The sequence below is a fragment of the Alteromonas pelagimontana genome, from assembly GCF_002499975.2.
Taxonomy (GTDB): Bacteria; Pseudomonadota; Gammaproteobacteria; order Enterobacterales; family Alteromonadaceae; genus Alteromonas; species Alteromonas pelagimontana.
Genome location: NZ_CP052766.1, coordinates 1,715,924 through 1,742,597 on the forward strand (window position 1 = coordinate 1,715,924; position 26,674 = coordinate 1,742,597).

The 26,674-nt window shown below is 46.7% G+C and carries 23 protein-coding genes and 1 pseudogene; 14 read left to right on the forward strand and 10 right to left on the reverse strand.

Annotated elements, in window-relative coordinates:
• Nucleotides 1-54 precede the first annotated feature (54 nt).
• A complete protein-coding gene (locus CA267_RS07700) occupies nucleotides 55-810 on the reverse strand; it encodes an SDR family NAD(P)-dependent oxidoreductase (RefSeq protein ID WP_075608025.1) in 756 nt (251 codons plus the stop codon).
• A gap of 127 nt (nucleotides 811-937) precedes the next feature.
• On the opposite strand from CA267_RS07700, the pseudogene CA267_RS07705 reads away from it, so the two are divergent.
• The 4 genes and pseudogenes from CA267_RS07705 to CA267_RS07720 all read left to right on the forward strand — a co-directional run bounded on the left by CA267_RS07705 (nucleotide 938) and on the right by CA267_RS07720 (nucleotide 4,437).
• A pseudogene (locus CA267_RS07705) lies at nucleotides 938-1,837 on the forward strand (LysR family transcriptional regulator).
• A gap of 342 nt (nucleotides 1,838-2,179) precedes the next feature.
• Nucleotides 2,180-2,974: a siderophore-interacting protein gene (locus CA267_RS07710; RefSeq protein WP_075608024.1), complete on the forward strand. Its 795-nt coding sequence runs from the start codon at nucleotides 2,180-2,182 to the stop codon at nucleotides 2,972-2,974.
• An 82-nt stretch (nucleotides 2,975-3,056) separates the two neighbouring features.
• Nucleotides 3,057-3,884 carry a siderophore-interacting protein gene (locus CA267_RS07715; RefSeq protein WP_170669031.1) on the forward strand — a complete coding sequence of 276 codons (828 nt, stop codon included), beginning with the start codon at nucleotides 3,057-3,059 and terminating at the stop codon, nucleotides 3,882-3,884.
• A 55-nt stretch (nucleotides 3,885-3,939) separates the two neighbouring features.
• The gene (locus tag CA267_RS07720) at nucleotides 3,940-4,437 is read left to right on the forward strand and encodes a GNAT family N-acetyltransferase (protein ID WP_075608022.1); all 498 of its coding nucleotides are present in this window, start codon (nucleotides 3,940-3,942) and stop codon (nucleotides 4,435-4,437) included.
• Between the two features lie 23 nt (nucleotides 4,438-4,460).
• Here the strand turns inward: CA267_RS07720 and CA267_RS07725 are convergent, their stop codons facing one another.
• The 4 genes from CA267_RS07725 to CA267_RS07740 form a co-directional block, all read right to left on the reverse strand.
• Complete coding sequence (locus CA267_RS07725; protein WP_075608021.1) at nucleotides 4,461-4,883, reverse strand: MbcA/ParS/Xre antitoxin family protein; 423 nt, start codon at nucleotides 4,881-4,883, stop codon at nucleotides 4,461-4,463.
• A 160-nt stretch (nucleotides 4,884-5,043) separates the two neighbouring features.
• Complete coding sequence (locus CA267_RS07730; protein WP_075608020.1) at nucleotides 5,044-5,481, reverse strand: hypothetical protein; 438 nt, start codon at nucleotides 5,479-5,481, stop codon at nucleotides 5,044-5,046.
• Between the two features lie 342 nt (nucleotides 5,482-5,823).
• Nucleotides 5,824-6,384, reverse strand: coding sequence for a CBS domain-containing protein (locus CA267_RS07735; protein WP_075609944.1), 561 nt, complete (start codon nucleotides 6,382-6,384; stop codon nucleotides 5,824-5,826).
• Between the two features lie 59 nt (nucleotides 6,385-6,443).
• A complete protein-coding gene (locus tag CA267_RS07740; RefSeq protein ID WP_075608019.1) occupies nucleotides 6,444-6,743 on the reverse strand; it encodes a hypothetical protein in 300 nt (99 codons plus the stop codon).
• Nucleotides 6,744-7,034: 291 nt separating this feature from the next.
• Here CA267_RS07740 and CA267_RS07745 point away from each other — a divergent pair, with 291 nt between their 5' ends.
• The 3 genes from CA267_RS07745 to CA267_RS19130 all read left to right on the forward strand — a co-directional run bounded on the left by CA267_RS07745 (nucleotide 7,035) and on the right by CA267_RS19130 (nucleotide 12,111).
• Nucleotides 7,035-7,928, forward strand: a complete 894-nt coding sequence (locus CA267_RS07745) for a DUF2608 domain-containing protein (RefSeq protein ID WP_217358056.1) — start codon at nucleotides 7,035-7,037, stop codon at nucleotides 7,926-7,928.
• Nucleotides 7,929-8,028: 100 nt separating this feature from the next.
• Nucleotides 8,029-8,802, forward strand: coding sequence for an EAL domain-containing protein (locus CA267_RS07750; RefSeq protein ID WP_075608018.1), 774 nt, complete (start codon nucleotides 8,029-8,031; stop codon nucleotides 8,800-8,802).
• 399 nt (nucleotides 8,803-9,201) lie between these two features.
• On the forward strand, nucleotides 9,202-12,111 hold the full coding sequence (locus CA267_RS19130; RefSeq protein WP_075608017.1) for a carbohydrate-binding domain-containing protein: 2,910 nt from the start codon (nucleotides 9,202-9,204) through the stop codon (nucleotides 12,109-12,111).
• 69 nt (nucleotides 12,112-12,180) lie between these two features.
• Here CA267_RS19130 and CA267_RS07760 read toward each other — a convergent pair whose 3' ends face one another.
• The 4 genes from CA267_RS07760 to CA267_RS07775 all read right to left on the reverse strand — a co-directional run bounded on the left by CA267_RS07760 (nucleotide 12,181) and on the right by CA267_RS07775 (nucleotide 17,331).
• The gene (locus CA267_RS07760; protein WP_075608016.1) at nucleotides 12,181-12,705 is read right to left on the reverse strand and encodes a DUF3750 domain-containing protein; all 525 of its coding nucleotides are present in this window, start codon (nucleotides 12,703-12,705) and stop codon (nucleotides 12,181-12,183) included.
• Between the two features lie 24 nt (nucleotides 12,706-12,729).
• Nucleotides 12,730-13,419, reverse strand: coding sequence for a hypothetical protein (locus CA267_RS07765; protein ID WP_075608015.1), 690 nt, complete (start codon nucleotides 13,417-13,419; stop codon nucleotides 12,730-12,732).
• A gap of 392 nt (nucleotides 13,420-13,811) precedes the next feature.
• A complete protein-coding gene (locus tag CA267_RS07770) occupies nucleotides 13,812-15,104 on the reverse strand; it encodes an NAD(P)/FAD-dependent oxidoreductase (RefSeq protein ID WP_075608014.1) in 1,293 nt (430 codons plus the stop codon).
• A gap of 181 nt (nucleotides 15,105-15,285) precedes the next feature.
• Nucleotides 15,286-17,331, reverse strand: a complete 2,046-nt coding sequence (locus CA267_RS07775) for a TonB-dependent receptor (RefSeq protein ID WP_083638518.1) — start codon at nucleotides 17,329-17,331, stop codon at nucleotides 15,286-15,288.
• Nucleotides 17,332-17,829: 498 nt separating this feature from the next.
• Between CA267_RS07775 and CA267_RS07780 the strand changes: the two genes are divergently transcribed.
• From CA267_RS07780 to CA267_RS07805, 6 genes are all read left to right on the forward strand, one after another.
• Nucleotides 17,830-18,231, forward strand: coding sequence for a hypothetical protein (locus CA267_RS07780; protein WP_075608013.1), 402 nt, complete (start codon nucleotides 17,830-17,832; stop codon nucleotides 18,229-18,231).
• A gap of 240 nt (nucleotides 18,232-18,471) precedes the next feature.
• The gene (locus CA267_RS07785; RefSeq protein WP_232367612.1) at nucleotides 18,472-19,407 is read left to right on the forward strand and encodes an aminotransferase class IV; all 936 of its coding nucleotides are present in this window, start codon (nucleotides 18,472-18,474) and stop codon (nucleotides 19,405-19,407) included.
• The gene (locus CA267_RS07790) at nucleotides 19,407-20,132 is read left to right on the forward strand and encodes a sulfotransferase-like domain-containing protein (RefSeq protein WP_075608011.1); all 726 of its coding nucleotides are present in this window, start codon (nucleotides 19,407-19,409) and stop codon (nucleotides 20,130-20,132) included. The genes CA267_RS07785 and CA267_RS07790 overlap by 1 nt, the downstream gene beginning before the upstream one ends.
• A 60-nt stretch (nucleotides 20,133-20,192) precedes the next feature.
• A complete protein-coding gene (locus CA267_RS07795) occupies nucleotides 20,193-20,600 on the forward strand; it encodes a DUF1294 domain-containing protein (RefSeq protein ID WP_075608010.1) in 408 nt (135 codons plus the stop codon).
• Nucleotides 20,601-20,766: 166 nt separating this feature from the next.
• A complete protein-coding gene (locus tag CA267_RS07800; RefSeq protein WP_075608009.1) occupies nucleotides 20,767-23,238 on the forward strand; it encodes a vitamin K epoxide reductase family protein in 2,472 nt (823 codons plus the stop codon).
• Entirely contained in the window at nucleotides 23,231-24,274 is a 1,044-nt protein-coding gene (locus CA267_RS07805; RefSeq protein ID WP_075608008.1) for a sodium:calcium antiporter, read from the forward strand. Before CA267_RS07800 ends, CA267_RS07805 begins: the two co-directional genes overlap by 8 nt.
• 107 nt (nucleotides 24,275-24,381) lie before the next feature.
• Here the strand turns inward: CA267_RS07805 and CA267_RS07810 are convergent, their stop codons facing one another.
• Complete coding sequence (locus CA267_RS07810; RefSeq protein ID WP_075608007.1) at nucleotides 24,382-24,999, reverse strand: flavin reductase family protein; 618 nt, start codon at nucleotides 24,997-24,999, stop codon at nucleotides 24,382-24,384.
• A 627-nt stretch (nucleotides 25,000-25,626) separates the two neighbouring features.
• Here CA267_RS07810 and CA267_RS07815 point away from each other — a divergent pair.
• Nucleotides 25,627-26,634: an alpha/beta fold hydrolase gene (locus tag CA267_RS07815; protein WP_075608006.1), complete on the forward strand. Its 1,008-nt coding sequence runs from the start codon at nucleotides 25,627-25,629 to the stop codon at nucleotides 26,632-26,634.
• Nucleotides 26,635-26,674 lie beyond the last annotated feature (40 nt).

Genomic DNA, 26,674 nt, shown 5'->3' on the forward strand with positions numbered 1-26,674 from the left:
AGCACAATCACGAACGGCTGTTAGTTAATAACCAGAACGTGCAGCTTAGCCAACTTAAAGCATCATACCGCCAGAGGCTTCAATACGCTGGCCGTTGATCCAACCCGCTTCGCTGCTCAATAACATCTTTATGGCACCGCCGATGTCGTCGGGCAGACCTACCCGCCCCAGTGCCGTTTGAGAAGCGATCATCGCATTCATCTCCTTGTTGTCTCGTACAGCGCCGCCACGAAAGTCGGTTTCAATAGCGCCCGGCGCTAACGTATTAACGCGGATCCCCCGCTCGCCAAGCTCTTTTGCCATATATCGCGTCATTACTTCAACAGCACCTTTAGCCATAGCGTAGGGGCCGGAGCCAGGAAAAGAAAAACGCGTTAAGCCAGATGAGATGTTCAGGATACGGCCACCATCGGCCATAACTGGCAACATTTTTTGCGTCAGGAAAAATGGCCCCTTTACATGTACATTTAACATATCATCAAGTATCTCTTCTGAGGCTTCTGCCATCATCGCATGCACCCCTGAGCCAGCATTATTCACGAGATAATTGACATTCTTACAACCAAAATCATTGCTCATCAATGCCTTTAGACGGCTGATAAAATCGTCCAAAGCAGCAATATCGCGAGTATCCAATTGTAACGCCTGTGCTTGGCGTCCTTTATTTTGAATTCGTGTAACCACCTCTTTTGCTGCGGCTTCGTTACTATGGTAGGTAATGATGATGTCAGTACCACTGTCCGCCAAAGCAAGCGCCGTATTTTTTCCTAAACCACGGCTACCGCCAGTAATAAGTGCAAGTGTAGTCATAATGTTCTCCTGTAAATGATATGCAGGTTAAGACTAGGTGGTTTACTGTTATCAGGAAACCCGGTACAAGTGATAACATTGTTCATCAAAAACGCACAATCGAATAAATATGGATAAACTGGAGGCAATGCGACGGTTTGTGTTGGTGGCGAATTCAGGCAGTTTTACCAAAGCTGCGGAATCATTAGGGTTGCCTAAGTCCAGCATTTCCAGCGCTATTCAAGGCTTAGAAAATTCGCTCGGCACGCGATTGCTTCATCGAAGTACGCGTAGCGTACGACTGACACAAGATGGTGAGGCCTATCTGCCTCAGTGTCGCAATATCTTAGCTGAACTGGATGCGCTGGAAAGCCAGTTTCAACATACACGGGATGAAGTAAAAGGCGTACTGCGCGTGGATATGCCAAGCCGCTTTGCGTCTACTGTGGTCCTTCCACATTTGCACGACTTTAGTCAGACCTACCCTCGGTTGCAGTTCAAAATAAGCAGCGCTGATCATCGGGTGGATCTGGTTAAAGAAGGCATTGATTGCGCTATTCGCGTAGGAAAACTTTTCGATAGCTCGTTAATTGCCAAACCACTTACTCGGTATCGAATCATCAATTGTGTTAGCCCCGGCTACGCCCAGCTATACGGAGTTCCCGATTCTTTAGAGGCACTTTCTCGCCACCGTCTTATCGATTATTCGCCCCCGCTAACGGCTGGCGATGCCATATTTGAATATATCAAAAATGATCAGTTGCACCACTACTCCATGGCCAGCAGTCTGGCGGTAAACGGCACCGACGCCTAGTTGTCTGCCTGCTTACACGGTTTGGGCATTGCACAAATTCCCGCCATGGGAGTATTGAAATACTTGAAATCCGGCCAGCTTATTTCCTTTTTACCGCAATATGAAGCCGAGCCCATGCCGGTAAATGTACTTTATCCTTCTCGACGACAGTTACCTAAACGTCTGGTTCTATTTATGGAATGGCTGCACGCATTGATGATTACTAACAATCCGCAACAATGTGGATTAGTATAACTTCAAGTAAGAATAGCGAAGCAATACGCCACATATTATCGCTGACACGTAGCTCCACCAATTGGTATATGATATTATACCTAAGTATCATATTCCAGGCCGCAAAATCATTTAGCCCTTGTTACAGTGCAGTCTCTTAAGCAGCCTATCCCATCTCTTGGCTGTTTAAGATTCCATGTGTATTCCAAAGTTTCGGTCATTAAACCGATAGGGGCCTGTTAAGTGCCCCTTTTTTTTTTGTCTCTTTTATTCTCACGTAACTCAGGTTTCATCGCATATAACGTGCTACTTTTTCCATTACCTATGATAATAGTTATCATTTAGAATGATTAGAGAAATAATATGCAAAGAAAACCCATCCTGTTGACTGTAGATACCAATGAAATTCTTACTGACAATATGCGGCGGCTTACTCTAATTGGAGATGATTTAGCAAGTTATCCTGATGTCTCGCCCGGCAGTTATATCAAATTTCTTTTCGACTTTGATGGCAACCCCGTGACGACTCCTGAAACCGATCGCGAGCAGACGCAAATGCGCACCTACACCATCCGCGCATTAGATAAAGCCAACAAAACGTTAACCGTGGATATGGCACTACATGGGGAAGGCGGGCATTCCGGACCTGCTTCGGATTGGGCGCGGCGCGCAGCGTCGGGTGAACAAATACTCGTAGGCGGCCCAGGTTCAACAAAAGATCTACCCGAGACATTTGACTGGGTTATTTTTGCAGGTGATATGACATCCTTACCCGCCATCGCCAGTCATCTGGAAAACCTGCCCGCCGCTACACAAGGTTACGCTGTACTAAACATCACCAGTGAGAATGATAAACAAACTCTTCGCAAGCCAGATGGAGTGGAAATCATTTGGACAACTGATGAAAAAGTGTCCGCATTAAGTGACACCGTTGCCGCACTTGAGTGGTTGCCGGGAGAACCTGCGGCCTGGGTAGCCTGTGAATTTTCTGCCATGCGTCAAATGCGTGCGTTACTTCGTAATGAGAAGCAGGTAACTCACCAGTCTCTCTATATAAGCAGCTACTGGCGTCAGGGCCGTTCGGAAGATCAACATAAACTGGATAAACGCAAAGATCAGCAGGATTGGGAGGCGCGATCCAACGAGGGTTCAAATTGATCCAGATTTTCGAAAAGTTGGACTAATTCTGGCATAGGTATCTTCATTTCATATATTTGAAAGCAGATCACGGATGCCAATAATGAATGCGTTTCGTAAATTAGTGGTCACAGGTCTTCAGGCATTGACTCCTGTGAATCGGCCGTTTCGCCTGACGGTGCAGAAAACCGAAGCCCTGACACCTAATATTCAGCGCATTGTGTTAGGCGGTTCAGCCATGCGTAAATTCCCTCCAGTATTGCCCGGGAGTTATATCAACCTTCAGTTCAATGCCGACGGATCGCCTTTACAGGATGCCATTGAAGATTATGCAGATTGCTGTTCTCGAAGCTTCAGTATCCGCACGGTGGAAAGAAAATTGAAGCTGCTAACCCTTGATATTGCCACTTTGCCCACGACCTCTGCGCCTGGACCCGCGGCACGCTGGGCGCAGTCGGCGAAAATTGGCGACACTATTGTAATAAAAGGGCCTGTAGCACAGAAAAGTTTCAAAACCGACTATGATTGGGTGCTGTTCGCCGGTGATTCCACAGGTATGTCAGCCATTGCTAATCAGCTTGAGAGCCTGGCTCCAAATACGCAAGGCTTTGCAGTTATTCATGTCGCCTCACTTAAAGACATTATGCCGGTTAATAAACCTCCGGGCGTTGAGATTATCTGGAAATCTGGTCCCCTGGAGACATTGGCTAAAAGCGTGATGAATTTGAAATTACCGCAGGGCAAGCCCGCTGTCTGGGTCGGGTGTGAATTTTCAGTGATGAACCAGCTCAAACACTATTTTACCCACCAGTTGAAGTTCGAAACCGTAAACTTACATTTTTTCTCTCACTGGCAGCGTGATATGTCGGCGCAGGCAAAAACTAACAATGCTACTGATCCTATGCGCGGTTTTGCGGTGGCGAGCGCCTGACGACATCGGACCGAGCCAAGTAAAAAGGACTATACTGAAGGACAGGCTGAGCCAAATGATTCTCACAATTCGCCCCGAACAACCCGAAGATATCTCTGAAATTCGGGAAATTATTAAACTTGCTTTTAAAAATGCCCCTTTTTCTAATCATAAAGAGCATCGCATTGTTGATGAACTGCGAGAAGAAGGCCGCCTTATTTTATCTCGCGTTGCCGAAGAAGATGGAAAAATGATAGGCCATATTGCAGTCTCGCCAGTGACGATATCCTCTGGTGCAAAGAAATGGTTTGGAATTGGTCCGGTATCAGTTATACCTGAATGGCAAAGTAAAGGCGGAGGAAGTAAGCTGATTCAGAGCACTGTGGAGCTGCTAAAAGAAACAGGTGCCAAAGGCTGTGTACTGCTCGGCGATCCGGCTTACTATCAACGTTTCGGATTCCGGCCAATCGCAGGACTTTATTATCCAGATGTACCGGCCACTCACTTTTTAGGAGCGGTGTTTGAAGGAGAAGCGCCTGTTGGGGAAGTCAGTTATCCTTCAGCCTTCGGATAAATACGGCGGAAAAGCGACCGTCTTTAACGAGACACCAACTCCGTTTCTACCTCAGGCGGATGCGCGGTAATGTATGAAACCTCCGTAATCTCCTTATTTCCTTGAATGCTCTCCAAATAATCATTTACATATTCTATGCCGGGTAGATTGTGGCAAACTGTTTTAGGGATGACATTCAGATGAGGATTAGTGCGCGTGAACCAGTCAACCATGAGATCAGTGTCCCCATCTAACAACGCATAGAGTAAATGATACAAACGGATAAAAGCCAGTTGGAGTTCGCTTTCCGGTGTTTCGACCTCAAAACCTACCAAAGCAGTTTCGTGCATTGCCACTTCACTTATGCCCAACATCACTGCGGCTTCATTTGCGGTCAAACCTAACTCCTGATAGGCCCAGGTAAATGCTTTCATTACCACCGCAGGCGGGTTGTGAGTCGTTGTCATAGGAACGTGCTCCTGATTTTAAAAATACATTTGTAGGAACCCTTAGCACTTTGCCCAACGTTCCCTACCCTCTTCTGCTAGAATCCCTTGCGATATTCATTCCAGTTTGTTAAGAAAACGTAACATTGTTATAATTAAGCTGCAAACGGAGGAAATCAGGTCATCCCAGTTTGTCTAAATGGGCATTCTCGGTATGGGGCTCAGTCACAAAACCGAACTTGGCTAGCCACTGCTTTGCATCGGCATACTGATAAAAAAAGCAGTGCGGCACGCCTGTTGAACTGTAAAGTCTATCGAGTTGCATCTGTGAGGTTGTTTTCACCATAGATTCACCTGTCACGATTGCAACTCTTTGAAGCCCGATTTGCGACACCCTAAGCACGCTTTCCTGTAATAGAATTTCTGCATCCGGAACAAGCAAGCTTTCGCCCTTCAACACCACAATATCAGCCCAGTTTTTTGTCGCAGCCTCGCCTAATTCGTGTCGATAATCGTAGATAAAGGCCTCTACACATTCTTTGTTCCAAGGCCCATACGCCTGAGTTAACTGGATATTACCTGATAAAGTAATGAGATATTCGCCGTGAACCTGCTTCATAACAATTGCCTATTCGAAAGACAACGCGCGCTGAGGGATGATTTTAATTATATACGATGGCGAAATACGGAAGATAAAATTTGGCTGTTATACTAAACCGGAATGAAAACGAATTCCTCAGATTGTATTCAGCAAATAACGACAAGATGCCGCTGCACTTACGCCGATCGCTTTTCAATCGCGTTTAATTCTTGCTGAGTAACCAGCTTAGCGTTTCTTAGCCGAACGTGCTCATTCGGGCCTGCACTTACTCAGCGTTTACGTCCTGTGGTATCCGCTCCATTTGCATGAGATTTTAATAAAGAGTAAGAAGCGGAGGTGCTTCTTACTCTTATTTTAAAGCTACGCGGCAATGACTTTCGACAATGCTGAAAAAGAAGGTTGCAACTGTATATCCAATGGCACTCGCAATAGTCTTGCAATGTCACTTACACTCACTATTCCGCGGATTTCATGGGCTTCCCTATCGACAACCAGACAATGATGCTGGCCACTGTCCTTTAAGGTTTCCACAATATCGCCCACCGTTGAGCGCGAAAGCTGGGCGTAATCAAAAGATTGCAACATCGACTTTGGCTGCATAAAGTCAATGGCTTTCAACTCGCTACGCGTAGCGCCATGCGCCACTTTTTGCATGATACGCTGTTCGGATAAGTCATTTAACGTCACAATCCCTGCAAATTGCCCGCTATGATCCAGCACTATTTTCATTTTTACATGCGACTGCTTCATCAGCCTTTCCAGCTCCACCGCCTGAGTGGCAGAATCAATGACCAAGGGCATATGTTCTTTAAAATCGGTAAAAATTGTCAACGCCGAAGACTGGGTTGTAATGCGAGTAGGCGCAACAGGCCACACCAATTTATCAACGCTTTCGATTTTATATAAAGGTAAAACGTGCATAATAATTTCCTCAAATTTTGCTAACAAACTACACGCGCCATCAGGCACGATTGCGAACATCAAATAAGGAGAACGGGCGGAGCACGAATACTGGAAGGATATTGATTCTTAAAAATAGAAGCCGAAGCTGTTACAGCGTACGAACTACGGACTTTCGAATCGATCAGCTCACGCCAACCGAACAGCAACGTATCTGGATTGTCAGGCTCGCTGGTCGCACTTTTCTCTGCTTTTTCTTCTGGCAAATAGTCACCAGCAGCAACAACATCAGCAGTTTGAAAACTGACAGCATCCTGCTTACCGTCTGCCCAGCAGGGCGACAGAAAAAGCAAGCTTACCAGCAATAACCACTTTTGCATTTGCGTCTCTTGTTACTATTTACAATATTAGTATAGGGGCGAGTTAGGAAAAAAACGCTCCGTTAAACGATACATTCCCACCATCTGGCTCAATATTGCGGAGATATCTGAAGGAAGAAACAATGTCGTTGAAGAGTCTGGTTCTTGTTTTCTCTAACAAGGAAAGAGAAAATAGTCATAAATTCGTCGTCAAAACAAACCAATTATCCCCACAGCTGTATACACTATAGACACAGTAAGAATTGTGATCTGGTTATGGCAGATAAGTTGGGCGAAACATAACGAGAAACCATGCACATCATATTCAAAAACATGGCCCTTGCCATAGTATTGTCACTCTCTGTCACCGCCTGTGCCAATGTACCTCAGCAGGACTTTCCGACTACGGTAACCAAGGTCAGTGCTTTTAACGATGTAAATGCCGCTGTTACAGCATTAAACAAGCGGTATGGCGCCGATCAGGTACTTATTGTGTCAGATATCGATAATACGCTGCTTACCAGTACGTCTGATTTAGGGGGGGATATCTGGTACCAGTGGCAGCGCGAAAAGTTAGCGATTAAGCCCACAGAAGATGAAAAGGTGGCGTGTTTATTTGAAGATACCATCGGTTTACTTTATGAATTAGCACCGATGCAACTGACTGAACAGAATGTTCCCGCGCTTATCCGAAATTGGCAGCAACAAGGCAATACCATGGTTGCTCTTACCTCTCGCGCACCTAAGTATCGCGCTGCCACCGAGCGTGAACTGGAGCGAAGGGGAATTGACTTTACGCCCTCTGCACTTGCGCCTTTAGGGGCCAGTGCACCTGTATTTAAAGAAATGCGAAAACGCGAAGTCAGTTATATGGAAGGTATTTTGATGACAAGCGGACTGAATAAAGGCGAAATGCTTAATGGTATCCTGGATAAAATGCAGCGAAAGTTTAAAGCCATCGTTTTTGTTGATGATTCGCAACATAATATCGACAACATGTTCGACGCGTTTAAAAACCGTAATGATGTTGATATGCAGATTTTTCATTATGACAAAGTAGAAGCTGACCGTGAAGCAAAATATGGAAGTGTTCTCACTCAGCAACAGGCAGACAAAATGGCTTCCGACTGGAAAATGCTTAGTAATACACTGAATAGGATTTTTCCAGCGAGAGCGTTAAACAGTAGCTGTTTAAGCGTTAATTGAGCCAAGGGTATGTCCTGATGTTCTTTAAAAAGAAAATCAGGATACTGCACTTCACCCAGGTGCTCATCACTTAACCGAACCTTCAAAAGTGTGATGTAAAATGGCAGAGAAAATTCCGCAGAAAGGCCGTAACTATTGTCAGGGTTGTAATGAAGGCCTGCAGCTTGATTTTGAGTTCACCATGGCCTTTCAACCTATCGTAAATGTAAAAACAGCCACGGTATTCGGTTATGAGGCATTGGTAAGGGGCACCAATGAAGAATCTGCTTTTTCCATTATTTCTCAAGTCAATGCAGCAAACCTTTATACTTTTGATCAGCGCTGCCGAATGAAAGCCATTGTTATGGCTGCTGAACTGAATATCGACTGTCTTCTTAGTATTAATTTTATGCCAAACGCTGTTTTTACTCCGCAGCGATGCATCCGCAATACTCTGGAAACGGCAAAAACACATGATTTTCCTACCGAAAAAATTATGTTCGAATTCACCGAGTCAGAGAGAATTCAAAATTCCGCCCATATTAATCAGATTATTCAGTGTTACAGCGAGCTTGGTTTTACTACTGCGATAGATGATTTTGGTGCCGGCTATTCCGGGCTCGGGTTATTGGCCAATTTGCAAACTCAGATCGTTAAAATAGATATTGCGCTAATTCGCAACATCCATCGGGATTTTCCCCGTCAGGCAATACTGACTCACATGCTTCGTTTATTTGATGACTTAAATATTACTCCTGTAGCCGAAGGCGTTGAAACTGCAGAAGAGCTTGAGTGGTTGGTTAACGCCGGTATTTCACTTATACAAGGATTCTATATAGCCAAGCCCGGTTTTCAGCACCTGCCTGAAGTGGACTTTAACCGCCTTACAAGTTAAAGAACCGCACAGATAGCGTACTGCTCAACTGTGCACCTTCCGATCTTCCGCCCCGAAAAGCCTGATTCTACGCCACCATATTGATTTGAAATCTTCAAAAGCAACAAACCAAGGTTTATTTGAAAGCGCTTACATGTTACGGTTAAGTTAATGCAAGGTTGAAAATTATAAGTATAAGTGCCTTGCGCTTGGGGAAAATGATTAGCAGCTTGGTAGTGAGTTGTTGATGTGAAAGGCAGTAAAGCGCCGATCGTTCACTTAGCACTGCTACTTGAAGATTATCTGAAACCTGGCTTTTTGAATGGATTTTCTTTAGCCAATGCCTTGGGTTTTGAATAATTACCACTGCTCAACGACAACGTGATAGCAGAAATTAACTCAACTGAGGAGATTCACAGGATGCGGAAAATTACGCTTTCCTCCAGACAATTATCTAAAATTGCACTAGCCAGCGCATTGGCTTTTTGTAGTAGTCAGTCCCACGCTGCAGTGGGAAACCTAATTTGGGAAGACAACTTTAACAGCTTTAATACCGATATCTGGAACATTGATGAAGGCGATGGTTGTGCCCAAGGCTTGTGTGGGTGGGGCAATCAGGAACTGCAGTGGTACGCCCAGGATAACGTCTATATTCAGGATATCGCTGGCGAGCCAGGAAATAAAGGCTTGGTGCTGGAAGCGCGCAATCAGGCGACCGGCGGCAAAGCGTTTACCTCAGGTAAAATTCAAAGTAGCAATAAGCTGGCGATAAAGTACGGCATGATTGAAATGCGTACTAAAACGCCAAACGTTGATACTGGTTTGTGGCCGGCGTTGTGGATGTTGGGAACCAGTACATCAAGCTGGCCTGCAAAAGGAGAAATCGATATTATGGAAATGGGGCAGTCGGCTGCACAACGCGCCGACGCCGGGTTTCCCGGCGCTCCACTTAATAATTACGTGGGCTCCAACCTGATCTTTTACGCAGATGCGGCATGTAGCGACGGTAATCCTTCCTGTGCTGCCAGCACCGCCTGGCAAACCGACAACGCCCACCTCTCATCTTCGTCTCTTGCGAATCGTTTTGTCACCTATCGTTTGTACTGGACGGAATCACAGATCCGCTTTGCAATTGTGGATGGTGGCGTCGAATACGAGATGTATTCCCAACCTTTTACCATCAGCGAAGAGTCCAATGAATTCCAGCAGCCTTTTTATCTGCTAATGGACCTTGCAGTCGGCGGTACTTTTACCGATGCCCAGACCAACGGCCAGGTTACAGCGCCACTTCCAGCGAAAATGGTGGTTGATTATGTCCGAATTTACGAGTTAGACGGCCAGGGCGAAATTTTCCTTGGCAATACGGTGCCTGAAGAAACCGGCACCTTTGGTGTGTTTACCGATAATACTCCCACCAATAACAAACTGGAGCCGGGTGTGGATGCAGATATCTACGTGTGGAATCAGACGTCTATTACCGATGGCACCACACCACCTTATGAAGGTGATAACGTATTGGCGTGGCAATATTCTCCAAGCCAGTGGTTTGGTGGCGGCTTCCAGTCACGTCAACCGCGGGATCTGAGCAATTTTGCTGATGGCGACGTGCACTTTAAAATTAAAATTCCTGCCGATGTGTCGTTCAAAGTGGGCATTGCAGATACCTACACTAACGAAAACTGGATTGAATTTCCCGCCAACACTACCAAATACGGGCTGGTGAGAAACGGTGATTGGGCGGAAGCCGTTATACCTGTATCTGATTTAGCAGGACCACTGGTGGCGCTGCAGTCAATTTCAAACCCTTTTAACATAGCCTCGGTAGACGGACAAATTCCCACCTACGCTTTTGAAATGGCGCTAGATGACATTGTCTGGACTGGCGGCGGTGGCCCAGTGGTTCAAGATAGTGACGGCGACGGTATCAACGATAATGATGATCAGTGTCCAACTACAGCGGGTGATGCGGCTAACAATGGTTGTCCTGCTTCCTCAAATGCCATTGATCTAACAGACGTGCCTGGCACATTCACCGCCCAGCATAACGATTCACCGGCAAACGAAGGCGCTGAAAACGCCTTTGATGATGATACTACTACCAAGTATTTAACATTTCATGCCTCTGCCTGGCTGCAATATCAAACTGCGGATTTCGCGTATCCTGCCAGCGGATACCGGATAACCTCAGCAAACGATGCGCCCGAGCGGGACCCTATGAGTTGGAATTTTCAGGGCTCAAGTGATGGTGTAACCTGGACAACGCTTGATAGCCGGTCGAATGAAGATTTCAGTTCACGCTTTCAAACACGGGAATTCAGTTTCAGTAACACCACTGCCTGGCAGTTCTATCGAATTAACATGATGAACAACAGTGGCGGTATGACTCAGGTTGCGGAATTTTCTATCCTGGGTAGCGATAATCCCGTGCCGGTGAACCAAAATTCCGACTCCGACGGAGACGGCGTAGCGGACAGCGCAGACAACTGTCCTGACACTCCTGCAGGAACACAAGTCGATGGCAATGGTTGTGCCATTAGTGACGGCGCTACTGGTGTTGAGCAAGTCAGCGCTGACAGCATAGTATTTTTTGTCAACACTGCCGATTGGGCTGACGTCCACTACACCATCAATGGCCAAAACCAGCAGAACCTGCGGATGAATATTGAAGCTGGACGCAATGAGACACGTGTTAACGGGCTAAGCGCAGGTGACACCATCACGTATTGGTTTACCTACTTGCAGCCAAATGGTGCAGTAACGGATACCTCGCCCCAAACCTACTCAGTAGTAACCACATCTGCTGGCGACGCTGACGGAGACGGTGTTAATGATGGCGTAGATCAGTGCGCTAATACGCCTGCAGGGGCCAGTGTAGATGAGAGCGGATGCGAAACGCTTGTCACCACCAGCGTGGTTGTTGAGGCAGAAAATTATAGCAACTGGAACGATAGTGACGCGGGCAACAACGGCGGTGCGTATCGTAACGATGATGTCGACATTGAACCTACCACCGATATTAACAGCGGCTATAACGTAGGTTGGACAGCAAGCGGGGAATGGCTTGAGTATGCGGTGACACTGGGGGCAGGTACGTACCAGGTATCCTCTCGAGTGGCGTCAAATACGGGGGCAGGAGGCTATACTGTAGCGTTAAATGGCGCTGAATTTGCCACCGACAATGTGGAAGCTACCGGCGGCTGGCAAAGCTTTGTAACGCATTCGTTGGGGCAGGTGACGATTACCGAAGGCGGTAGCCAAACCTTACGGATTAACTTCACCGGTGCTGATGTTAATTTCAACTGGCTAAAGTTTGAGTTATTAGGGAATTAATTCTACCTTCCATTACAGGCCGGTACAGCAGTGCCGGTCTGCATATCAGTAGTCACTCATATCAAAAAGCTATCTTGCGTAGCCGCTACCAATGGCTCGAAGCGGCATTTTTAGTTCCAGTTCCGGCACTTGCAGGCCTACCCAGGCAGGAAATGTATTACTGTTGGGGCCGGGAAAAAGCCTGTATTGGTCTGCCCAAGGATATTCTTTCACTGCCTCATTTATTTTTGGAATGAGGTCACCCGCTTTTGGGCCTATAATCGACAGCACCTTGTAAGGTTTCGCGCCATACCAGTAACGATCCGGGGTAGCGGTATGATACTGACGTAAGGCTGATGAGCCATGGCGGACGTGCCAACCCACTACTTCATAAACAGTATATTGCTCAGCATTCTCAGGCTTTATTGCAATCCAGGTATGAACAGCCAGCCAACCTCGCCAGCTAAATGCATCCGCAGCGTACACTTCTATTACTGCGTCTTTTTCTTGTGAAGGTGCTGGAGCAATGCCCGCTGGCTCTCGCGACGCTGTACGCCAGTCGCTGTTCGAACAGGCTGATAACGCTAGTAGAAAAGAAAACGTAAAGTATTTCATCTGTGATTTCGGCTATGGTTTTGACTATGGTGTTGAAGAAAATTCATCGCTTCTATCTTTGGCAAAAAACAGCATTTCATAATCTGTGTCACCGTTAGCGTTTGATAAAGTGCCGGTGAAAAAATGGTTATTTTGAAATTGTTGGAATACGCGAAACTTGCTGGTATCTGCTTCGGGAGAAGTGAACTGTAGCGCACAAATTATGCCTGCACAGGCATAATCTTCTGCATAAATATATGGAGACACTTCGTTGTAAATAACATGATGCAATTTATCCGCGCGATTATTAGCAACTGTGCTGGCAGAGATTGATGATAACGTGCCTAACAGTATCTGAAAGGTTTCTTTATCTTGAAGCACTTTCTCTAATACCTCGCTGCTTATTCCTTGCGTTGTAAAGAAGAGGTTTTCAAGTTCTTGTGCTGTTTCCGCGGCTCGAATGGTTTCTCGCAACCGAGCTTCTTCAGATTCTGGCCTGTCAGCTACCGGATCAGATCGTAACCCGCTGGTTGGAGGCGGGACAACCGAAGCCCCTCCCGCATCAGGGATACGGCTGCCTGTCACTGGATCATCTCGATCAACCTTATCGCGGAGTCCCGGCGTCATTACCTGCGGGAAATCTGTTGTAGCGTTGTCAGAAACCGTATTACCACTGTAATAAAACATGGTGGCAACAATGAGAACAACAACGGCGATAAGATGGAATGGCTTCATCCACACTTCCTTTTTTATGGGCGTTGTATAGATAATATTATTGGGGCCGTAATTTCAGGGCGCTCACCCTTTAATGCCTCTCTGAGATTAAACAAACCTGTTTTTACCGCACTGCGCGCTGCAAAGCCTGAACCAACAAGATGTCGCTAGCGAACAGAATGATTCCGTCCCGTCGTAATAACAACTTCCTTGAAGACATCCTGCGGTTGAATATGGCGCTGCCATATAGATACGGCAGCTCCCGTTCAGGGTAACCTGGCTTCTCGATAAGTAGCGACAACATTAAGCATTTACCACAGAAGCCTTAACTTACGGCTTTATTCCAGGCCCCATTTGCGTACCTTGTGCCGGCGTTTATCTAAGTGCCTTGCAACTAGCGCTGCGGATTGGCATTAATGCAGTTTTAGCTTAGGCCCAACAATGTTACTTACCTTACGGCTTAATAAGGTAAAAAATCCTCGCACCCGGCCATGTACGGCAAACTGATGCATATTGTATAAAGAAACATATACTATCCGCGCCAGCCGCCCTTCAATGAACATACTGCTATTTGCCAGCGACCCCATAAGACTTCCTACGGTACTGTAGCGACTTAGGTGCACCAAAGATCCATAATCTTTGTAACGGTAGGTTTTTAAAGGCTTATTTTGAAAAGTGTTGATAAGGTTGGTAGCGGCGGTGGTTGCCATTTGGTGAGCCGATTGCGCTCGCGGCGGCACCCAGCTGCCATCTTGCTGTTGAAAACCGCAGCAGTCGCCTATTACATAGATTGACTCATCAACGGTACTTTTTAGTTCTGGTGTCACCAGAATCTGATTGGCTTTGTTGGTTTCAAAAATGTTCATGTTAACCAGAAAGTCCGGCGCTTTTACGCCCGCCGACCATACCATCATATCGGCTTCAATCAGTTCACCTTCACTGGTCACAAAACCTTCTTTCTGCGCTTTCGATACCATCGTACCTTCCAGCACTTTTATTCCAAGTTTGGTTAGTGCTCCCCGTGCAGAATTAGCAATTCGTTCGGGCAACGCTGGCAAAATTCGCTTACCGGCTTCGATGATGGAAATCTTAAGGCGATCAGCTGACATTTCCGGCATGCCGTATGCGCGGGCAAGATTGGCAATATGGTGAAGCTGCGCAGCCAGCTCAGTGCCCGTCGCCCCGCCTCCGACAATCGCTACGTGCAGTTCTTTTTTATCCACACAAGACTGATTAATGCGTAACAACTGGTTTAACAGCGCTTTATGAAAGCGTTCAGCCTGCACTAGTGAATCAAGAAAATAGCAATGCTCAATGACGCCGGGCGTGCCAAAATCGTTACTTACGCTGCCTAGGGCCAAAACAAGATAATCGTAATCAATGTTACGTTCCGGAAGGATGATTACGCCTTCGTCATCATAAAGTGGATCGAGTACAACCTGACGATTCTCCCGATCAAGATGACGCATATTACCCAGTTGAAACTGATACTTATGAGCCACCGCATGCATACGGTAGTCTACGCCATCTGAATATTTGTCAATGACACCAGCCGCCACTTCGTGCAGCAAAGGCTTCCAGACATGAGTGCGACTTCTGTCGACTAATATAATTTCAGCCTGACCTTTTTTACCCAATGATTTACTTAAATGGGTTACCAGTTCAAGACCACCGGCTCCGCCTCCCACGACAACAATTTTTTTCATGGTGTTTCCTTAAAACCAATCTTTCCAGCTATGCAATAGCAAGGTCCAGCTAACACATAGCTCGAATGACGGGTTAGAAGCCGCGAGAGTTGTGATTTAGATTGTACAGGAAAACAGCGCCGGCCGCGAAAGTGGCTAACGCTAAGCTACTAAATATAGACGAAATCCGACTACACAAACGCTACCAGCGGTAATTCAGGCTAACCATCACATTTCTGGGACGACCGGGAAAATAGCGGTCGCCGCCAAATTCGGTAAAGTCAGCACGCTCTGCATAGGCTTCATCCGTTAAATTGTTCACACGCGCAAACGCAGTCAAAGCCGGTGTTATGGCCCAGGAGGCGCGCAAATTTAGTAGGTCATGCCCTTCGTATTCATGCAGATTTTCAGGATCGGTGTAATACTGGCTAACGTGGTTCCACTCAAGCTCAACGCGCGTGGCGTCAGACATATCCCATCCCAGCCGGATGTTGCTTATCAGATTGGGAGAGGTATCAATGTCGTTACCATTAATATTGATATCAGACAGAACTTGGTCGTAATCATAGGTATGTTTGGCATAAGTTGCTGCCACAGCAATATCCCAGCTTGGCGAGAATTGCCAATCCAGTTCAACTTCTATCCCACGATGCTTAGACTCGCCGTCATTAACATTAAAATAATTACTATCACGGAAGATGTAATTGTCTTTCTGCATAAGATACGCAGAAACCACGTAGCGCAGATTATCAAGCGCACCTTTTATTCCGACTTCAGCATTATTGGCAGTTTCAGACTTAAGGTCTGCCACTTGCTGATCCCGCTGTAACCGGTATAGCTCAGTAGCCTGGGGGGCGCGGTATCCTCGCGACAGGTTGGCGTAAAAATGCATTTGCGGAGAATAGCGATAGACCAAGCCCAGCTTTGGTGATGCGTTGCTATAACTATCGTTGCCACTAGGCGGCCGGCTGTAGCGGCAACCGCCCATGCCACACTCTGTGCCGTCGTCCCGAGTGCGACCAGTGAGCATATTATTGGTGTAGTCATATTCCATATGTTCGTAGCGCAAACCTGCGGTAACCAGCCACGCGTCCTGCTCCCACTCAAGTGACACAAAAGGCGCATACAGTGTGGCATCAACATCGTAGTCATAATGTTTACCCTCAGGCACGGTTTCAACCAGAAAGTCTGATCCTTCCGTCGCACCTTCCTGGTATTGCAATAAGGCACCTTCGGTATATTCGGCATCAAGCCCGGTACGCAGAGTCAGCTTATTTGCCAGTTGGTGTTGCCAAAGTGTCTGCACCCCAGCACCTGTCTGGCTGTTTTCCTCCATTGGCGTACCGGGTAAAAAGTGCATGAAAAATTCCATGTCCTGATCACGTACATAGGGCGTTATCGTTATCACATCGCCATTACCAAGTTGCCAATCTGCCTGCGACCATACTCGTAACGACTGAGCTTTACGAAACGCGTCCGGATTTTCGTTGGTTTGTGCCAACGCCTCGTCTTTATAACTTTCAAAACCGGTAATATAACCAGCTGTTTTCTGATCAAGATTAGTGTAAGTGAATCCGCTGGTCAGGGTAACGTTATCCCATTCATATCGGTGACGGATGTTCACCTTCTCCTGATCTACGCTTTCTTCATCTCTATAACCTGTGTCTCGCGTAACACTGGCATTAATCCCAATGCCACTGTTGCCGAAATCTTTCCCGCTGCGTACCTTATATCTTGAGTAACCGTAAGAGCCATAATCGATTCCTGCCATGCCGCCGCCGCGAGTGGTGTCAGGAGTAATCACATTAATTACACCGTGTACAGCGTTTGATCCGTACAGCGCCGAGCCGGGCCCTTTCAATACCTCGATTCGCTGGGCCATTTCGCTGTGGGCTTCAAATAACTCGTTAATATTGCAGAAGCCTGCGGCCCGCAACGGAATTCCATCTTCCGCGGTCAAGATGCCGCCACAAGCGCCGGCACCGGAAAATACTTCAGAGCGTAACGATGGCAAATACTCTTGTCCGTTGCCACGCTGTACCCCTGCACCAGCCACCAGCTTCAACGCTTCTTCTATATGTGTAGGCGCTATCAGCGCCAGGTTGTCTGCGTTGACCGCACTGATAACCATAGGCACATCGTCAGGATTCACCCCCGTGCGTGTACCGGTTGTTGTGATGCGCTCAATGCCATCAGGTAGTGATGCTTCTTGTGCTTGAGCACTTATACCCGCGCAGCTTGCGGCCATTCCATAAATGGCGAGAAGTACAGCGTTAGTAAGTGGCAGGCGAGCTGATATTGCTGGTTTTGTCATACGAAGAAACCCTGTTGTAATGTATGGTTTAACTAAGCGCTTAGCTGAAAAATAAATGACGCACCCGAACATTTGCAGCGAACTGAATAAGGTAACGGGCGGCGGTGGAAATTGCGTGCAGTTTCGCTAGCAAATCAGTTTATTGATGTAGATTAAAGGAACAATGTTTACAAGTAGCGGTAATACAAGTGCGTAGTTCTCTATTATTTTCCCACTTAACATACGCTACGACAGAAGCGGAGATCATAATTATACCAATCCACCTTGATGTGTGCTGGCCCAGCGCGAGAGTTTTTAACTTTTGACAAGCCAGTTTTCTATCACGACAAATATGTCTCTCAAACTTAACCTTAATTTTACAACAAGCCCATTCAGTGAAATACTGACTTTTATTAAAAGGGCCGAGCCACTAACACTTTATGCATACTAATAATGACAAATAGGAAAGAGCTTTACCAACTCGATGTAATTGGCAATGTACTGTGTGTGCGTCTATGCGGGGTGTGGTCTACACCCGTGGTCAAAACTGTTTTTAAAGAAGTGCAAGAGGCGGTAAAAGAGATTAAGCATGCGCCTTGGGCTGCATATATTGATATGCGCGATTGGATAATGCCTACTATGGAAGCCCTTGAACATTTCCAGATGATATACGATTGGTGCGCCTTGAATAATCAGACCCACGAAGCCACGGTATTCAAATTCGCCATGCAGGAACGTATTATCCGCCAAAGCTCCAGCTACGATAGTGATTTCCACTTTTATACCAAAACTCCTGCTCACGCTGAAAAATGGTTACTGCAAAAAGGTTTTCGCTTTACCCTTCCCACGTTTTAAATTTATTCCCTCTTTAAACTACCGTTACCGTACGAGTTGGTTATCACACACGTCGGGAGACCTTGATTGAGCCGCTAGCTCTTGACAGAATAATACTAATCCACCTTGATATGTGTTCACTCAGCGCGATAATTTTTCAACTTTTGACAAGCCAATTTCGTGAAGGTTTAGTGGGGCTAAACCGAACGCCATTGGCGCATCTGAAAAGCCGCGCCCGCAGGGAGATAGAGGCGGATTAGTATGAAGCAAAACTGTAAAGGAACGGGAATGATAAACGAAGAAGTTTCCACCCACACTGCGGCAGAAGATGCTCGCAACGATGACATTTTAATTTACGTTAATGGTGATATTGTACATCGGCGTGAAGCCAAAGTGTCGGTATATGACAGCGGCTTTATGCTGGGTGACGGAATCTGGGAAGGCCTACGTTTATACAACGGTCGATGGGCATTTTTGGATGAGCATATCGACCGGCTATTTGAAGCCTCCCGCGCTATTGATTTAGATTTGCAAATGACTCGTGAAGAGGTCATTGCTGCACTGGAAGCAACCCGTAAAGCCAACCAAATGGAGACCGACGTTCACGCCAGGTTGATGTTTACCCGCGGTATTAAAAAGAAGCCGTTCCAGCATCCGGCCTTGTCTGTGTCGGGGCCAACACTGGTGATTATTTGCGAACACTCAAAACCGGCTATTGCCCGCCCAATGAAATTGGCTACCGTGCCTCATATGCGGGGATTGCCGATGACGCAGGACCCCAAATTAAACAGTCATTCCAAACTCAATTGTATTTTGGCCTGCATTGCCGCTGAAAAGGCTGGCGCAGATGAAGCACTGATGTTGGATGTGAATGGCTTTGTCAACACCACCAATGCCTGCAACTTCTTCATAGTACGCAAAAACGAAGTGTGGACTTCCACCGGAGACTACTGCATGAATGGCATTACCCGTCAAAAAGTTATTCACGTGTGTAGACAGCTGAACATACCTGTTTATGAGAAAAACTTTTCGCTGGTGGAGACTTACGGGGCCGATGAAGCTTTTCTTACCGGTACCTTTGGCGCGCAAACGCCAGTTTCAGAAATCGATGGACGTCGAATTGGTGAAGATTATCCCGGCCCTATTACCAGTCGAATCAGAGAAGGCTATTATCAGCTCGTAAAAGGAGCTCAATAATGCATATAGCTATGTGGTCTGGCCCCAGAAATCTTTCCACTGCGATGATGTATGCCTTTGCCGCCCGCGAGGATTGCGCGGTGGTGGACGAACCCTTCTATGCTGCTTTTCTGCAGGCGAGCGGAGAGGTACATCCGATGCAGGACGCCATACTCGCTTCACAACCTACCGATCCCTCTGCAGTGGTAGCCAACATGCTAAGCCCTGCTCCTGAAGGCAAGGCCGTTTTTTATCAAAAGCAGATGTCTCACCACATGCTGCCGGAATTTCCCACCGACTGGATTAAAGAACTCGCAAACGTTTTTTTGCTGCGACATCCGGCACGGGTGATTGCGAGTTACCAGCAAAAGAGGGAAGAACCCAGGCTTGAAGATATCGGCATAAAACAACAGTGCGAGTTATTTGCTCGTGTACAATCACTCACAGGTCTAGCCCCTGTTGTCATCGACAGCGACGATATTCTCGCGGATCCTGAAAAAGGGTTAAAAGCGCTGTGCGCAGCAATCGGTTTGGCTTTTGACCCTAAAATGCTGACCTGGCAGGCCGGTGGAAACGCAGCGGATGGTGTGTGGGCATCGCACTGGTATGCCAGTGTCTGGTCAAGCACCGGGCTGAAACCTACTCCAATCAAGCCGCTACCGGCGCTACCCGAGAATTTGGAGAAGATCTGCCAGCAAGCCATGCCTTTTTATCAACATTTAGCTCAATATAAGCTTGTGTTCTAGAATCGGCAATAACGCAGCGCTCTGCCTGAATAACCAAGTAAAAAGTAAATAGGATGTGCCATGTCAAAACATTCAGGCTCTATCACCTTAGGGCGCAAGCAAAAAACCCGCTTAGGCGGCGTTTTGTTGCCTTTGCTACTGTTAATAGTATTGGCGCTACCGGCCCTGTTTGGATGGCTGCCCATGCCCATACCTCTTACCTATGGGGTGATGAGTATTGTAACCTTTATGGTGTACTGGAAAGACAAGGCCGCTGCCAGAAAAGATGCCTCCCGTACACCTGAACATACTCTTCATTTACTGGCGCTGCTGTGTGGGTGGCCGGGAGCATTAATGGCCCAGCAGCTACTGCGACACAAAACTCAAAAGCAGCCCTTCCGGTTTTTCTTTTGGCTAACGGTACTTCTGAATTCTGTGGTACTGATTTGGCTGGTTTACACCCTTACGTTCAGATACAACGGCATCTGATTAAAAGGCCAGTTTGTCACCTGAATAATTTCAACCGCTGGCGCAAAAACTTTGCCGACTGAACCAAACTTCTGTTCCTTTCGTTATTATCCGTGACAACAGTTTCCTGTGTGATTTAGCAGTGCGCACTTCAAAACTTCCCCCCCCAGTTTAGAAGGAGTCTGCAATGGTTCATAGCGAGGCAACACCTGTAGTATTGATCACCGGTGCATCCGGTGATGTAGGCGCAGCGCTATGCCACAAACTAAAGCAGAATTATTTTGTTATCGGCCTTGATTTAAAACCGGCTGATGCAGCAGATACCAGTTACGAGTGCGACTTCACGTCGCCGGATTCCATTAAGCTGGTAATGCAGAATTTGCGTCGCGACCATGGCGATAACATAGCGAGTGTTATTCATTTAGCGGCATTTTTTGATTTTACCGGCGAACCAAACCCCCTCTACCAGAAACTCAACGTTGACGGCACCAAACTGCTACTTGAGGCGCTACAGAGCTTTACGGTTGAACACTTTGTTTATGCTTCCACCATGCTTGTTCATGAGCCTGCGGTGCCGGGCATAAAAGTGACTGAAGAAACGCCGCTGGACCCGGGATGGGCGTATCCCGATTCCAAAGCCAACGCTGAAGCTGTCATTAAAGAAGCTCACGGTAAAATTCCCTACACCATTTTACGCATGGCCGGGCTGTATGATGAACACACTGCCGTCCCTACGTTAAGCTACCAAATCGCCCGAATCTACGAAAGACAATTCAAAAGCTGGTTGTATTCCGGCGATCTCATGGCTGGCCAATCCTTTTTACATAAAGATGACATGGTGGCGTTGTTTGCTACTTTACTTGACAAGCGTGCCACCCTGCCGAGTGAGAACATACTGCTTGCGGGTGAAGAAAACGTGATGGGTTATCAAGCGCTACAGAATCGCATTGGCCAGCTCATTCATGGGGAGGAAGAATGGAAAACCATTGAGATTCCTGAGTTTGTCGCTAAACCCGGAGCCTGGCTTCAGGAGAAGTCGGAACCCATTGTTCCAGACGCAATCGATCATGGCGAGAAACCCTTCATTAAACCTTTTATGATTGATTTATCCAGCGATCACTATGACCTTGATATTCGAAAAGTGAAGGAGCAAATCGGCTGGACGCCTAAGCACAATATTTATGAAGAGCTGGAACATCTCATCGGTAATCTAAAAGCCAACCCGCCCAAATGGTACAAAGCAAACGGCATAACCAAACCGGATTGGATGCAAACGTCAGAAGAAAAACACATCAATGCCAATACCATTCGTGAAGAACATGAAGAGAAATATCGTCAACAACACTACCAATTTATCTGGGCCCATTTTATTAATTTGGGGTTGGCATTCTGGCTTTTAACTGCGCCGTTTATTTTGGGCTATGAAAGCCAGATGATGCGCATAAGCGATATGGCCTCTGGCGGCGCCCTGCTGGTGTTTGGTTCCCTCGCGCTTTCCTGGCGAATGGGTCTGGCGCGCTGGGCGGTGGGAGCAGTAGGACTCTGGCTGTTATCTGCCCCCTTGGTATTTTGGGCCCCCACTGCGGGCGCTTACCTGAATGGCACATTGGTGGGGATGCTGGTAATTGGTTTCTCCGTTTGCTCCCGCCCTACGCCCGGAGTGGCGCAGGTGGCGGCTGAAACCGGACCGAATATTCCTCCAGGATGGGAGTTTAACCCATCAAGCTGGGTACAAAGGCTTCCAATTATTATTCTGGCGTTTATCGGCTTTTTTATTTCCCGTTATTTATGCGCGTATCAGTTAGGCCATATCGACGCGGTATGGGAACCGTTTTTTACGGGTGTTGCAGGAAATCCGAAAAACGGCACCGAAGAAATCATTACTTCTTCAGTTTCAAAAGCCTGGCCGGTGCCCGATGCAGGATTGGGTGCCCTCACCTATGCGCTGGAAATATTAACAGGCTTGATGGGCTCAGTCAGAAGATGGCGCACCATGCCTTGGCTGGTCATGTTATTTGGCTTTATGATTGTTCCCTTAGGCGCGGTTTCCATCGTTTTTATCATCATTCAGCCAATTGTGTTAGGCACGTGGTGTACGCTTTGTTTAATTGGCGCTGCCGCTATGCTTATTCAAATTCCTTACTCGTTAGATGAACTGATAGCAACTTCAGAATTTTTATATCGCCGTAAGAAGCAAGGGCGTCCACTGTTACGCATCTTTTTTACTGGTGATACCGATGAAGGTGAGCGGAAAGAAGAAGAATCCGAATTTAAACGCGGTCCTATCGCTATTATTAAAGATATGGTGGGCGGCGGCGTGACAATTCCATGGAACCTGGCGTTATGTTTGCCCATAGGACTCTGGCTCATGTTCACTCGTCTGACGTTAGGTTCAACGGGCACGTTGGCAAACGCCGACCATATCGTAGGATCTTTGGTTCTTACCGTGGCGATAACAGCACTGGCTGAATCGGCAAGAGCGGTGAGATTCCTGTTAATTCCATTGGGCGCAGCGCTGTTTGTTACGCCGTTTCTATATGGCGCCGACCTATTTGCTATCGTTTCCAGTGTGCTGTGCGGGGTGTTGCTAATTGGATTGGGCCTACGTAAAGGTCACATTTCAAATCAATACGGAATATGGAACAAAGCTATTGTTTAACGACCTTCCCATTATCGCAAATCTCGCCTTATTTGCGGTTATTGCAAGCGGCGTATGGCTGGCCGGAACCAGGTTATCTTACTGCATTGATGCCATTGCTGAACAGACACACCTTGCACGCGCTTTTCTGGGTCTAATTCTGCTAGCGACTGCCACAGAACTTCCCGAGGTGGTGACGACATTAACGGCGTCGGCAGGCGGGAAAGGCGCGTTAGCCCTTAACAATATGTTTGGCGGCATGCTGTTACAACTGCTGGTGCTGGCTATTGCAGATATTTTTGTTAAAGATGGTACCTTAAGCTCGCGGCCTCACAACCCAACGGTGATTGTGGCGGGGCTATTGTGCGTTACCTCTATGTCAGCGGTATTGATTATTTACTTGCTTGGCGATAAAACGCTTATCTATCATTTTGGCATTGGTAGCCTGGTTGTTGCCGTGCTTTACATCAGCGCTATGTATATTCTGGAACAAATTCAGGACCGTCATATCTGGAGCGCAGTAGATTTACCTGACGAAGAAACCCATCAGAATGATCGGGATAACCGCTTTGATAAAAAATCCAGAAAATACCTTATCAGTTCCTCCCTTATAGCCGGCACAATAATTTTAGTATTTGGCGTCATTCTGGTTCGTCTGGCAGATACGTTAGCCATACAGACCGGTTTAGGGCAAAGCTTTGTCGGTGCATCTTTACTTGCTCTAAGTACCTCCATGCCTGAACTAAGTACCTCCATTGCTGCCGTTCGAGTTAAAGCCTACACAATGGCAATTTCCAATATTTTCGGCAGCAACCTCATTATGCTTTTTTTGCTTTTCCCAAACGACCTCGCTTTTACCTCTGGGCCAATTATAAATGAAATGGATAAACCCGCTGCTTTTGCCCTTACCGCCGGTATTTTTATGGCTGCCGTCTATTGCGGCGGTATGCTTATCAGGCCAAAAGTAAAGTATTGTAAAATGGGGGTCGATTCGCTGGCGCTTGTAGGCATTTATTTGGCCAGCCTATGGGTGATGTTCACCCTGCGGCATGTGTGAAGCAGCGGTAAGAGGGTGAAAAACGATTCGCCATAAAAATTTAAGCAAACTTTCTTTTAGCATGCCCTCCCCGCTTTCCAAGATGCGCTTCGGCGTAAGCGCTTTGCTTAAGGCCGCATCATCTCGAAGCGGTTTTCTTCGCTTACGGTAAAATAATCGCCAGCGCCGCCACCGCGTAAAACTGGTTGGGCAACGGTGGTTTGGAATATGCCGTCTGTTAGCAAATCTTCGCGAATATGGACTCCAACCACTTCCCCCAGCACTAACCAACTGTTGCAGGGATGACCTCGCTTATCTGCCAGCTGAATTATCTGGGTTTTCTTGCATTCCATTACCACCGGGCTTTGCGCAACATGGGGTACACTGATTTTCTTTGATGGCGTCTTTTCCAGACCTGCCAACTCGAATTCATCGACGTGCATTTCAACCATCGCACTGGTCTGATTCATTTGCTCTGCTAATGGCCGGGTGACCAGATTCCAGCAGAATTCTCCCGTCTGCTCGATATTGCGTACGGAGTCTTTATAGCCAACACTTGAAAAACCGATGATTGGCGGCGTGTAATTGAATGCATTAAAAAAACTGTAGGGCGCAAGGTTCGTGTTTCCGTCACGCCCTTTGGATGAAATCCATCCGATAGGTCTTGGCGCGATAATAGCGTTAAAAGGATCATGTGCAAGCCTGTGGCCCAATACAGGTTCGTAAAAATGATAATTACTTTGCATACCGCTTTTTCCTTCCCATATGCTTTTAGAATATATATGTACGATAAAAATAAAAAACAGGGTTAATAAAAAAGTGCTAATTATCACTAAGCTAATTTAATTTCAGTCTCTGAAATTTTTTCAACACAAGCGCAAGGTTACCGCTCACGTCTTGCGATCTTATTAAGATTAGCGCGATTATAGGTGCTGCTCTACATCATGCCGATACAAGTTCACCACTTCTGGTTTATCCGCAGCAATATTGCTTATTTCTCAAGGCGGCCTAATTGTCATTCATTCATATTCCTACACTGAATTGCCAATAAAGAATCCGCTGGCCAAGGAGAGATCGCGAATGATTTTAAGCGATAAATGAAGATTTCTTAGCGTGACTTCTGGAGCGCGGATGCTCCAGCAGGGCTATCAGGGACGATTTTACGGCGTTTCGGATGAGGAATTTCGCTTATTCCTTGAGACTGCTGAAATTTTATTCATTCATGCTCTTGCCCTGTGCCGCTGGTGTTGGGAAAGAAGACGATAAGAAAGCGAGTTTAAAATGAACCGGTCTGCCAATAGGCGGTATAAAGGGTACAATGACTAAAGCTGATGTGGGTTATCTCGCCATCATTTTCCAAGGAGCAACACATAATGAAAATGCTTATTTCTTGCCTGACACTGGTTTACTTGTGCTTGCCAGTACTAGCGCAAGAACCTCAAACCCGCGCTGTTGAATACGACCAACGGCTGGCTGGTTATAGTTACCCATTTGATGTAAAAAAGTTTAATTTTCAATCACAGGGAATGGATGTAGAGATGGCTTATATGTTCCTGCCGCCACAGGAAGGCAAGCCCGTGGTCACTCTACTGCACGGCAAGAACTTTAACGGAGAGTATTGGCAGCAGACAGCGGATCTGCTTCAAGAAAACGGCTACGGGGTGCTAATCCCGGATCAGGTTGGCTTCGGCAAATCCTCTAAGCCCACGGATTATCAGTATTCCTTTGCTGCCTTGGCAAATAATACCAAAGCGTTGCTGAACAGCCTTAATATTTCTCATACCATAGTGGTAGGTCATTCCATGGGTGGCATGTTAGCCACACGATTTTCTTTATTATTTGCTGACACTACTGACAGGCTAGTGCTGGTGAATCCTATTGGGCTGGAAAATTACCTGCTCTATGTGGATTATAAAGATGTAAATTATTTTTATAAAAGCGAGCTGAAAAAAGGGCCAGAAGACATCATTGAATACCAAAAAAAGAACTACTATGACGGCAAATGGAACGAAGATTTTGCTGAGCATACGACGTTTTTAGTGGGTTGGATTAATGGCCCTGACTGGCCGCTTATTGCCAAAGTCAATGCATTGACCTACGACATGATTTTCACTCAGCCGGTAATTGAAGACTTCCGCTATTTGAAAATTCCGACCACATTAATACTGGGCACCAGAGACCGCACTGCACCAGGTAGAGGCTGGAAAAAGGATAACGTAAGCCGCGAACTAGGACGCTATGATAAATTAGGTACGGAAGTGCAGAAGCTGAACCCGGACATTAAACTTGTTGAGTTAGAGGGGCTAGGTCATCTACCTCATGTTGAGGCTTTCGACCGCTTTAAAGTGCCGTTTTTAAAAGCCGTTTCAGGCGATAAATAAACGCACGAATAAGAAGGCAGCTTTTGCTGCCTTTTTGCAT